The 10,941-nt window shown below is 44.6% G+C and carries 13 protein-coding genes, 1 tRNA gene and 1 pseudogene; 13 read left to right on the top strand and 2 right to left on the bottom strand.

What is annotated here, in order from left to right; genetic code table 11:
- The first annotated feature begins 392 nt into the window (after positions 1 to 392).
- The 13 genes from IM479_RS06440 to IM479_RS06380 all read left to right on the top strand — a co-directional run bounded on the left by IM479_RS06440 (position 393) and on the right by IM479_RS06380 (position 9,784).
- Positions 393 to 464: transfer RNA gene (locus tag IM479_RS06440), tRNA-Thr, on the top strand.
- Positions 465 to 841: 377 nt separating this feature from the next.
- A complete protein-coding gene (locus tag IM479_RS06435; RefSeq protein WP_286823726.1) occupies positions 842 to 1,195 on the top strand; it encodes a metal-sensing transcriptional repressor in 354 nt (117 codons plus the stop codon).
- 66 nt (positions 1,196 to 1,261) lie between these two features.
- Complete coding sequence (gene rpsU, locus IM479_RS06430) at positions 1,262 to 1,444, top strand: 30S ribosomal protein S21 (RefSeq protein ID WP_002738938.1); 183 nt, start codon at positions 1,262 to 1,264, stop codon at positions 1,442 to 1,444.
- A 194-nt stretch (positions 1,445 to 1,638) separates the two neighbouring features.
- Positions 1,639 to 2,292, top strand: a complete 654-nt coding sequence (gene upp / locus IM479_RS06425; RefSeq protein WP_287686003.1) for a uracil phosphoribosyltransferase — start codon at positions 1,639 to 1,641, stop codon at positions 2,290 to 2,292.
- Between the two features lie 14 nt (positions 2,293 to 2,306).
- Positions 2,307 to 2,594: a ssl2009 family thylakoid membrane protein gene (locus tag IM479_RS06420; RefSeq protein WP_287686002.1), complete on the top strand. Its 288-nt coding sequence runs from the start codon at positions 2,307 to 2,309 to the stop codon at positions 2,592 to 2,594.
- Positions 2,595 to 3,323: 729 nt separating this feature from the next.
- Positions 3,324 to 3,956, top strand: coding sequence for a DUF305 domain-containing protein (locus IM479_RS06415; RefSeq protein WP_353737571.1), 633 nt, complete (start codon positions 3,324 to 3,326; stop codon positions 3,954 to 3,956).
- A gap of 323 nt (positions 3,957 to 4,279) precedes the next feature.
- A complete protein-coding gene (locus IM479_RS06410) occupies positions 4,280 to 5,176 on the top strand; it encodes an ABC transporter permease (protein WP_287077092.1) in 897 nt (298 codons plus the stop codon).
- Between the two features lie 261 nt (positions 5,177 to 5,437).
- Positions 5,438 to 5,770 carry a hypothetical protein gene (locus IM479_RS06405; protein WP_287686000.1) on the top strand — a complete coding sequence of 111 codons (333 nt, stop codon included), beginning with the start codon at positions 5,438 to 5,440 and terminating at the stop codon, positions 5,768 to 5,770.
- A 473-nt stretch (positions 5,771 to 6,243) separates the two neighbouring features.
- Positions 6,244 to 6,435, top strand: coding sequence for a cytochrome b6f subunit PetP (petP, locus tag IM479_RS06400; RefSeq protein ID WP_002742483.1), 192 nt, complete (start codon positions 6,244 to 6,246; stop codon positions 6,433 to 6,435).
- A gap of 22 nt (positions 6,436 to 6,457) precedes the next feature.
- Positions 6,458 to 7,534 (top strand): Get3/ArsA fold putative tail anchor-mediating ATPase NosAFP, encoded by a 1,077-nt coding sequence (locus tag IM479_RS06395; RefSeq protein WP_287685999.1) that lies wholly within the window; start codon positions 6,458 to 6,460, stop codon positions 7,532 to 7,534.
- A gap of 6 nt (positions 7,535 to 7,540) precedes the next feature.
- A complete protein-coding gene (gene chlG, locus IM479_RS06390) occupies positions 7,541 to 8,521 on the top strand; it encodes a chlorophyll synthase ChlG (RefSeq protein ID WP_002796856.1) in 981 nt (326 codons plus the stop codon).
- 275 nt (positions 8,522 to 8,796) lie between these two features.
- Positions 8,797 to 9,525: a Bax inhibitor-1/YccA family protein gene (locus IM479_RS06385; protein WP_287686004.1), complete on the top strand. Its 729-nt coding sequence runs from the start codon at positions 8,797 to 8,799 to the stop codon at positions 9,523 to 9,525.
- An 88-nt stretch (positions 9,526 to 9,613) separates the two neighbouring features.
- Positions 9,614 to 9,784: a CAB/ELIP/HLIP family chlorophyll-binding protein gene (locus tag IM479_RS06380; protein WP_002742489.1), complete on the top strand. Its 171-nt coding sequence runs from the start codon at positions 9,614 to 9,616 to the stop codon at positions 9,782 to 9,784.
- Between the two features lie 51 nt (positions 9,785 to 9,835).
- Here the strand turns inward: IM479_RS06380 and IM479_RS06375 are convergent, their stop codons facing one another.
- Both IM479_RS06375 and IM479_RS06370 read right to left on the bottom strand, forming a co-directional pair.
- Positions 9,836 to 10,456 (bottom strand): metalloprotease, encoded by a 621-nt coding sequence (locus IM479_RS06375; protein WP_287077084.1) that lies wholly within the window; start codon positions 10,454 to 10,456, stop codon positions 9,836 to 9,838.
- A 205-nt stretch (positions 10,457 to 10,661) separates the two neighbouring features.
- Positions 10,662 to 10,941, bottom strand: a pseudogene (locus tag IM479_RS06370) (Uma2 family endonuclease); the annotation flags it as partial.

Here is a 10,941-nt window from a genome sequence, read left to right as displayed (position 1 = left end):
GTGTCAGTCTGTAGAGCGACCATAAGACCAGAACAGAGTAAATCTGTTAAGGCCGGTGCGGAACCCCGCAAGGGAAAGAAGCAGAAACCTAAATCGTGAGGTTTGGGAATCACCGTCCGTTTACGGCGGTGAGGATGTCAATCTCTCAAATCCTGATCTGGCCAGATTTTTAGGCGATTTCTCGGAAATACATAGCTGAAAATTGGTCAAAAAGTCGTGCTTTGCTGACCTCATAAGCGATTAAAGGTAGCAAAAAAAAGAATTAGATTCGGATTTCCCTCCTTGTCCTCCTTGTCTCGTCTTCACAGGTTGGTAAAATACCTACACCTGTGAGACCCAGAAAAAAATTTTTCAGCAAGCCCTATTTGTGTTATAATGGATTGGTCAAAAATGCTGGTGTAGCTCAGTGGTAGAGCAGCTGATTTGTAATCAGCCGGTCGCGGGTTCAAATCCCATCACCAGCTTCAATCTCTCACTCCTAATCGAACTTTAAAAAACCCACTCCCCACTCCCTGGTCCCCTATACTTTCTAAACAGGATTTAGTATCAGTAGCCAGTAGTCAGGAGAATTAAGAATGAATAATAGTCGATTAAATGGTGTATTTACAGATTTTAGGCAATTTAATCCTTATTTTTGCCGTTTTTGAACCCTGAAAAATTAATTATGCAAGAGCGTCTAATTTGTGGATTTCATCCCTGCGGTTGGAATCAAGGGGAAAATTGCCCCGATTGGCAAACCAAAGACCCCTGAACCGAAATTTAAACCAGACAAAACCATGGGAGGGACTGGGGTTCGCAACTGTGGCACACTAGAGAGTAGAACTGAATTGACGGTAAGCCCTTGACTAATCAAATTACCCCTTTCGACCCCCTTCGCAACCACGACGAGACGGGACATGACCACGAGTCAAAAGGGACTCCCCACGTCCATAGCGAAGCTTCCCTGAAGCAAATTATTAACCGTCTCTCGCGCATCGAAGGACATATTCGCGGCATCAAGACGATGGTATCGGAAAATCGTCCCTGTCCCGAAGTTTTGATGCAAATTGCCGCTATTCGCGGGGCGATTGATCGCGTCGCCAGAATGATCCTCGACGAACATCTGAGCGAATGTATTGCCCGGGCTGCCCAGGAAGGTAGTATCGAGACAGAAATTGAAGAATTAAAGGCCGCCTTGGATCGCTTTTTACCCTAGATTGTGCTATAATGAGAAGTTGGCATTTTTTAGGCAGAGAGCAATTACAGGAGGTGAATTAGGTTAATGACCCAAGTGGTAGTTGGTCAGAACGAGGCGATCGAATCAGCCCTGCGTCGTTTTAAGCGACAGGTAGCGAAAGCGGGAATTTATGCGGATATCAAAAAGCATCAATTTTTTGAAACCCCTCAAGAAAAGAGAAAGCGTAAAGCAGTAGCCAGGAGACGACAAAGAACCCGTCGTCGTTAAAATTCCCCAAGTCAGAAGCCGCTCGCAAGCTTCTGGCTTGCTTTTATTTTAATCGGGGATGGGGGATGGGGGTTAGGGGATGGGGAGATAGGGAGAAAAAAGCTGATTACTGATTACTGATCACTGATAACTGACTCCTGAAGGCTTTTTCGCTTAAGATAAAGTTTAGCCCTCGATCGAGTTCCAGTCTTTTCATGGTTTTACAACTGCGCGTCTACGTTCCCGAACATCCTCTGGTTAAGCATTGGCTGGCGATCGCTCGCGATCAAAATACACCCTCGGTATTGTTTAAAACAGCGATGACGGAACTAGGGCGCTGGTTAACCTACGAAGCGGCGCGGCAATGGTTGCCGACCCTGGAAACTAGCGTTAAAACCCCTCTAGCGGAATGTCCCGCTACTTTTATCGATCCTAGCGTACCGATCGCCGTAGTTCCGATTTTAAGGGCAGGATTAGCCCTGTTGGAAGGGGCCCAAAGCCTTTTACCCCTAGCTAGTACCTATCACCTCGGTTTAGCCAGAAATGAGGAAACTTTGGAGGTGAGTTGTTATTTAAATAAATTACCGGCCAGTTTTGATCCAGCCACGAGAGTCTTAATTCTCGAACCGATGTTAGCCACGGGGGGATCAATTTCAATGGCAATGGCAGAAATTACCAGCAGAGGCGTTGATCCTGCCCTGATTCGCCTGATTTCCGTCGTGGCTGCCCCGCCAGCTTTACAGAAATTGAGTCAAAATTATCCCAGCTTGAACATCTATACGGCTATTATCGATGAAGGATTAAATAGCCGCGGTTACATCGTGCCAGGATTGGGCGATGCCGGCGATCGAGCTTTTGGAACCTATTAGGAGAAAAAGGGATTATGAGTCAGCGAGATGGGTTTACGGGCGGTTTTTTAGCCGGCGCGATTGTCGGTGGTTTAGTGGGCGGTGTTTTGGGGACAGTGTTGGCTAATCGCGGCCGTCGCAGTTTAGCAGATGGTGATAATCAAGCTTTTTTAGAGGAGAGCCGCAATGGGCGCTTGACTCCAGAGGAAGGCATGGAAATGGCCCGCCGCAGTTTGGAAGATAAAATTGCCCAGTTAAATCTAGCGATCGATGATGTGCGTCAACAGTTAGGAGCGGTACAGGAAAACGGCAGCGATCATTAAATAGGGCTGACTGAATAAATCTAAAAACCTTGTTGGATAATATCTTAAGAATAAGGCGTTGTCAGATCAGAATATGCGTTGTCAGATCAGAATATGAAATCAGTTCCAAGCTGATTCGGATCATCTTTCAATTTGACAACGCCCTGTAAAATTGGAGGTGGAAGGTTTATGCTAGTAGTCAATAAGTCGATGATCAGCATTTTAAAAAATGCTATGGTTTTGAGTGTTACCGTGCTTTCAGTGGGTGTTGCGGCTACAATAGCCTTAGCTCAAACAAGTCCAAGTCCAGAGCAATGGAATTATTGTGATAGGATTTACGGGAATGACTTTAACGCTTTTATGACTTGTCTAAAATCATTTGAAAGACAACGTTCATCTTCACCTAGTCAAAATGTACAAAGAAGTGGATGGACATGACAGCAGTGTTTAGATTATTTTCAAAAGCTAATAGATGAAGCTTTTGCAAACAATCGAACCCCAGGTGTGTCATTGGTTAGTGGACAACAACAATGTTTTGGGATTCCTGAGTAAATCTTCAGGAAATCAAAGGGCTTCTGGCAGGGCAGGCTCATTCAGTAAGAGTTGACAAAGAAAGGCTCATCAGGTACTGTCTGAGCCTTATCGGAAGTTAACGACGGCGGGTGAGTTCAGCCGTCAGACTGCCAATTTCTTGGTCAAGATAGTTCCGGTTACTTTTGAGCAGGTGCTATAGTATGGTGAGATTTGTAAATGGTTTCTCCCATGAAGAATAAAGCCATTATTGTGCTGGGGGCGGTTGCCGCTCTTGGGTTGACTGCAACCTTAACTTTACTTCTGACACGTCCATCTGGAAATTCTCCAGATTCCACCTCTGCTCAATCTTCTCGCAACGGCATGGGTGGGATGCATCATATGCAGGTCAGTAGCGAGTTTAACTATCTTGCCCAAATGATTCCCCACCATCAGGAGGCAATCGATACCGCCCAGGTTATTCTGGCACGCACTAGTCGTCCTGAGATGAGGCAGTTTGCTCAAAATATCATTCAAGCGCAAACTGCTGAAATTGCTCAGATGAAAAACTGGCTCAACCAGTGGTATCCCAGCGGGAATATTAGCATCTCCTACGTTCCCATGATGCGCGATCTGAGTCAACTTCAGGGCGATGCCCTAGATCAAACTTTTTTACAAGATATGATTAAACATCATATGGGAGCCGTGATGATGTCGCAAATGCTCCTGAATCATAATCTGGTGAAGCATCAGCCTGTCCAACCCTTTGCTGAGAACATTGCCACTAGCCAGCGCCAGGAAATTCAGCAGATGCAAACTTGGTTGATGGCTTGGTTTGGTGATCGCAATCCAATGGGTGGGATGCATCATTAGCTTGTATTGCGATCGCAATTTTGTAGGGTGCGTTCCCTAATGCAAGTACGCTTAACTAATACAGAAGTTCTGGTGTTCCCTAAAACCAGAGACTTATCGCCTCAAAATAAAGATAACTGCTATAAGTACCGCGCGCAAAATTAATTACACATATCTAACCACCTCTTGCCTCTTGCCTCTTGCCTATCTTCACTAGGAAATTAATTTTGCACGACTACTTATCCTTCTGTTCACTTTAAAATAGAACTGTCAGCTTGCCAGGGATTGAGAGTGACAATCCCAAAATCTCTACCTAAATCCTTCCCTTTCGAGGTAAATATTTCATGAGCCAAACCATCACACCTTCTTCCTTAAAAGCTAGTTTAGCCCCCAATCCCACTAGAGGAGCAACGGTGGACGATGGGGGAAATGTGCTAGGGGAATTTCTGCAAGAAACTCTGGCCATGACTAAACGTCTGTTCATCCAATTACAACGTCGTCCTTCAACCCTAATCGCGGGGGTAATTCAGCCATTTATGTGGCTGATTTTATTTGGGGCATTGTTTTATAATGCCCCCCAGGGTCTATTCGGCAACGATCTCAGTTATGCTAAATTTCTCGCCCCCGGGGTGATTGTCTTTACCGCTTTTTCTGGGGCCCTAAATGCCGGTTTGCCGGTAATGTTCGATCGAGAATTTGGCTTTCTTAACCGTCTCTTGGTAGCGCCTTTAACCACTCGTTACTCGATCGTGGCCGCTTCTACCATCTATATTATCGCCCTCAGTTTCATCCAAACCGCCTCGATCGTGGCCGCTAGTGCCTTTTTAGGAGCAGGATTGCCCAGTTTAGCCGGATTAGGTGCGATCGCTTTGATTGTGTTCCTAATAGTTTTGGGTATGACTGCCTTAAGTCTCAGTTTAACCTTTGCTCTACCCGGACATATCGAATTAATCGCCGTCATTTTCGTCACCAATTTACCGCTTTTATTTGCCAGTACCGCCCTCGCTCCCTTAAACTTTATGGCAGATTGGTTAAAAGTAATCGCTAGTCTCAACCCTCTTACCTATGCGATCGAACCGATCCGTTATATTTATTTCAATCAGCACTGGTCTTTTGATAGCATAGTCTTACAAACCCCTTGGCTTGACCTCAATTTCTTGACAGTTTTAGGCCTGCTCTTAGCTTTTGATCTGCTAATCCTTTTGGCAATTCAGCCCTTACTTCGTCGTCGTTTTGCTTAAATCAGTTATCAGTTATCAGTTATCAGTTATCAGTTATCAGTTATCAGTTTACTGTTCACTGAAAAGCCTGTAACTTTCTGACCACCAAAAACTAGATAATTTTCTGAGGAGTTAGTTAGATTATGAATACTCAAAAAATGTTGCTCAAATTGTCTGATCAGTTATCTATCAGTAAACAGTTCTTATTTCACTGATTACTGAAAAGCTGGCAACTTTCTCACAACCAAAAACCAGATAATTTTCTGAGGAGTTAGTTAGATTATGAATACTCAAAAAATGTTAATCAAATCGTCTTTATTCCTAGCTACTATTTTATTAATCGGAGCTGATTTTAATCCGCAAGTGTTAGCTCAAAGCTTGAACCCCAGTCAACCGGATTATCAAAAAAATGAACGTAGTTCCGATGGCAGGGATAGTCTCGGTGGTTTTAATCCTTTAGACTTGATTCATAATAGTAATTTTCGCCGTAGCCGGGACGGATCGGAATTTCAGGAAGATACTCGCAATAATATCAACGAAGCGGCCGAGGAGTTTAAACGCAAGCAAAGGGAACAACTAGAAAATCTGCAAAATCCTGCCCCAGAAACCAAATAAAACCCCTTTTTTGAGTAGCTAGACACAATTAATTGCACATATCTAACTAGGGTTTGCGGCAAAAAGTTTTTCTTGGGAGTAGGGTGTGGGGAGTAGGGTGTGGGGTGTAGGGTTTTAACCATTTTGAGGGGGTCAATTACCTAATTTTCAGGGAAAAAGTGCCTAAATTTCCCCCCGATCACTCCCATATCCAGTACTTTTTGATTGACAAAAAGTCTAAAAGTTTTACCCAACAAGGTTTTTAGATTTATTCAGCAGACCCTAACTACCTATTGCCTATTGCCTTTTCCCTTTTGCCTATCCTAAGCAAGAAGTTGATTTTGTCCGATCACTTAGTACATATGATCGCTAAGTGCAGATGATCTTAAAACGACCAATAACTGAAGAGCATTGGGGGGGTTTATCTTACACGAATTTATATTAAACTTAGGATTGGTTTATTGAATTATCGTCTTATTAAAACTGTGGAAGTAATGGAAATCGGGCAAAAAGTCAAGGTCTGTCGCTTAAGAGACCGCGTTAACTCGGATGTAGCGGGTAAATTAGGTAAAGTGGGTGTCATCAAAAATTTTAAGATGACCGATGGCAGCGGTGTTGGTGCTGTTGTCCAGTTCGATGATAAGACCGCTACTTGGTTTTTTGAGGATGAACTCAAACTCATCTAAATACAACGCTTAGGAATTAACTATGTCCTTAATTTTGACCTTTTTGGGCAAGGGGGGCAGCGGTCGCAGTACAATAGCGATCGCTGCGGCAAAAAAAATGGCTGGTCTGGGGTCAAAAGTTCTCTTGATCGGTCAAGATTCTGGTCCTGCTTGGGGATTACTCCTCAAGGCCTCCCCTAGCTCCTCCATTACCGAAATTGCGCCTAATCTCTCGGTTGTCCAGCTTAGTAGTACCCATTTACTAGAAAAAAGTTGGGAAGAAGTCAAGGAATTAGAAAAGCAGTATTTGCGTTCTCCCACCTTGAAAAATGTTTATGGTCAAGAGTTGGGCATTTTACCCGGGATGGACCAAGCTCTGGCTTTAAATTTCCTGCGCGAACAGGATAAAAGCGGCAATTACGATGTCATCATCTACGACGGCAGCGGAGATATCAACAGCCTGCGAATGTTGGGGATTCCAGAGGTGGGCAGCTGGTATTCACGGCGTTTTCGGCAGGTTTTCAGCGATTCTGAGATTGGTCGCACCCTGTCTCCCTTTTTCCAACCGATCGCCGCTGCCGTGCTCAATTTCTCCTTTAATCCCGACGGTTTAGGTCAGAAAGCCGATAATAACATTTTAGACGAGGGACGCTCCGCTTTAGCTAATCCTCGGCGAGTTTTAGCCTATCTAGTCACCAATGACGATCCAATTGCGATCGCAGACGCTAAATATCTTTGGGGTGGGGCGCAGCAAATCGGTTTAAATGTGGGGGGAGTGATTTTTAATCGCTGTCAGAGTGCCACGGAAGATTTTGCACCGCTGCCGGCCGCAATTTTACCCGACCGTCAAGGAGAAGATTGGCAGGAGTTAATCGCCGAGTTACCCAATTTTCTCACGGTGCAGCCGCCCAAACCGTTAATAATCGATACGGCAGCCGGTCAGGTCAAGGTTTATTTACCCGGATTCGAGAAAAAACAGGTAAAACTGACGCAATCGGGTCCAGAATTAACCATCGAAGCTGGGGATCAACGGCGTAATATTGATGTACCACCGCCTCTAACCGGACGAGCGGTAAAAGGGGCAAAATTCCAAGACGGTTACTTAATTATTTCTTTTTAAAGGATTATGTCGAACACCGAGATAGAAAACAAGGACGATCGAGCGGCCAAAACTCGCCAATTATTGGGCATGAAAGGGGCCTCATCGGCAGAAACTTCCCTCTGGAAAATCCGCTTACAATTGATGAAGCCGATCACTTGGATTCCCCTGATTTGGGGGGTTGTCTGTGGGGCAGCTTCATCGGGGAATTATACTTGGTCTTTAGAAGATGTCTTAAAAGCGGCCACCTGTATGTTACTTTCCGGTCCATTGATGACCGGTTATACCCAAACTTTAAATGATTTTTACGATCGAGAAATCGATGCAATTAATGAACCCTATCGTCCAATTCCTTCGGGGGCAATTTCTATTCCGCAAGTAGTCGGCCAGATTTTGGTTTTATTAGCGGGTGGGTTAGGAATAGCTTATCTTCTCGATCGCTGGGCCGGTCATGATTTCCCGATCATGCTCTGTTTAACCCTATTTGGTTCTTTTATCGCCTATATTTATTCAGCGCCACCCTTAAAATTAAAACAAAATGGTTGGCTGGGAAATTATGCCCTCGGTGCTAGTTATATAGCATTACCTTGGTGGGCTGGTCACGCCCTTTTTGGTCAGTTAAATTGGACAATTATGATCCTAACCCTCATCTATAGTCTAGCGGGGTTAGGCATTGCCGTAGTTAACGACTTTAAAAGTGTGGAAGGTGACGAAAAATTAGGCTTAAAATCCTTACCAGTTATGTTTGGAATTACCACCTCGGCTTGGATTTGCGTGATTATGATCGATGTTTTTCAAGCAGGAATTGCGGGTTATCTGATTAGTATTCATCAGAATCTTTATGCCGCTATTTTACTGTTATTAATTATCCCTCAGATCACTTTCCAAGATATGTATTTTCTGCGGGATCCGCTCAAAAATGATGTCAAATATCAAGCCAGCGCCCAGCCTTTTCTAGTGTTAGGAATGTTGGTGACAGGTTTGGCTTTAGGTCAGGGGATACTCTGAAGATTGTAGTTAATGAAAACAGGAAATATCCAGTTTACGGTACATTATCGCCTTGAATCGGGCTTCTGTTTAGGGTGACTTGAGCGGTCAAGGGGGGTGAAAACTGTGGCTTCTAGCTCGATCACCAGTCTTTTCGTTACAATCAAGAGGTAATTGTGCTTGAGGGGAAAACTTTCTTTCTTCTCGGCCAACTATTCGGCATTCTTGACAAACTAATCAAGAATAGTTTCTGTTTAACAAGATTGATTGAGACAAGTATCTCGAACCTAGTCACCATGAGTAATACCAGTAACTTTCGTCAAGCTTTACGCGAGGCCAAAAGCCAAGCACTTATCGGCCCTAATGTTATCCCCAAGGCTCTGCCCTATCTCGGTGGCGGTCTAATTTTAACTGCGGTGGGAACCTATGGCGGTTTAGGTGTGATCCAATCCTATCCCCAGATTTTTTTCCCGACTTTCTTTGTCGCTCTGATTGCCGAGATTATTTTATTTTTTGTCGCCCGTAATACTGCGGAAAAAGGCAATACAGGCACTGCTCTGCCCCTCCTGACTCTCTATAGTCTTCTTTCTGGCTATACTCTCAGTGGAATCGTCTATGTGGCCTTAGGTACTTCCGGTGTTGGTTTGCGAGGAGTGGCAATTGCTGCCCTCGGTTGCGGCATTGCTTTTGTGTTGGGACGGAATATCGGCTCGAATCTGTCGGAAAAAGATGGTTTAGCCCTGACTAAAACCGTTAGCATCGGTATTCTCGCTCTCTTTATTGTTCTCATTGGTCAGCTAATTTTCTCTATCTTTGGTGGCGCTACTCCCACCTGGTTAGAAATCGCTATTTCTGGCATCGGGGTTTTCTTGTTTGCCGGCTCGGCAGTGGTGGACTTTTACATCTTGCCCCGTACCTACAGAGATGAACAGTATCTCAGCGCTGCTTTATCGATGTATTTGACCTATATCAACCTATTTATCTTTATTCTGCGCCTTTTGATCGCCCTTAACGGTCGAGATTAGGGCAAATAGAGAGGAGTTAGAAATTAGTTACAACCTAACTTCTAACTCCGCTAGAATAGTAAAGAAATGTAAACGGACTGTAAAGATCATGACTGAACCACAACCGACTCAAACCCCCAAATTAGAAGATCCCAAATTTGGCTTTAATGACTATGCCGAGCGCCTCAACGGTAGAGCCGCTATGATTGGTTTTGTGATCACCCTGTTGATCGAGTATCTAACTGGCCAAGGTCTGTTATCTTGGTTAGGGTTACAGTAGTTTTTTAAGCTTTTTTAGGCATTCTAGGGGAAATATAGCCTTGATTGTTAGCTAACGCATACAAGCTTCATGATTTTCCCCGTAGAATCCTTGTAAGACCGAATCACCTCGCTGTTGCGGTGTCCCGTGGGAGCGATTAGGAGCTTCAAAATCGCCCACTTCCGAGGCCGCTTCCCCTAGAAGTTTTCCCGCTATTATATAATCCTGTTTGGATAAACCTCTCGCTTCGGTAAATAACCAGGAAAGGGTATCTCCCGCTAGACAATCGGCCTGTAATTCAATGCCGATGCTCATCCCACCTTCATCGATGCCACCGATACCCCGATTCCACTGAACAGCGTGAGCGGCCTCGTGAGCGACGGCGTAAAGGGGAAATAAAGGATTATCGCTAATACCAGTAACTTGCTTGAGATTGACATAGACTGTATTATCTACAGTGCAGAAAGCCGCTAGGGAAATTACGCCGCAGGGAGTGGTTATCGGGCCATCGTTTAACAAATACTTAAAATTGATCTGGTGTAATTGAGCCGTATATTCAATTACCGCTTCTAAGGCATCCGTAATATCGTCTGCTTGCGCTCTCTGGGCTAGAGGGGATAAAATCAAGAGGGAGCCACAAGAAACAGCAGATATCAGGGATAATAACCGTTTACGGCCAGAGTTAGGTTTCATGGTACTAACAAAGTCGGGAGTGAGGAAGAAGTTTAATTGATCTGGATTAGCTTGCCGCTACGATCACAATTTTAAAAGCTATATCTAAGACTTCCAGAGAAAATACAGAATTTACGCGGCTTTTGATCGAAGTTTACAGAATTTCTCAGGGTTTAGATCACGCCATTTCCCTATCTCCCCACCCTCATCATTCCGTACAAATGTACTATGAATCTATCCCCATTTCCCGCAAACGAGCCTCCAGACGCTGAGAACGCTGTCTTTCCGCTTCCAGAGCTTGCTGAGTAGCATTTAATTGCTCTTGTGCTGCGGCCGCTTGCTCCTGTGCCGCAGCCGCTTGCTCTTGTGCCGCTTCTTCTGGCAAGGGGATTAAATTGCCTTCCGGGTCATAAAATCTCGCCCAAATTGCCGTTTCTCGGTCAATAGTCCCCTCCCAAGTTCCCAACCAATAGCCTAAGGTTTCGCACCATAACCAGCCGCGCTCG

The organism is Microcystis sp. M165S2, from assembly GCF_020245885.1.
In the GTDB taxonomy this organism is placed as follows: domain Bacteria; phylum Cyanobacteriota; class Cyanobacteriia; order Cyanobacteriales; family Microcystaceae; genus Microcystis.
The sequence above is the reverse complement of the archived record's forward strand: the minus strand, read 5'-3'. Positions and strand labels throughout refer to the sequence as shown.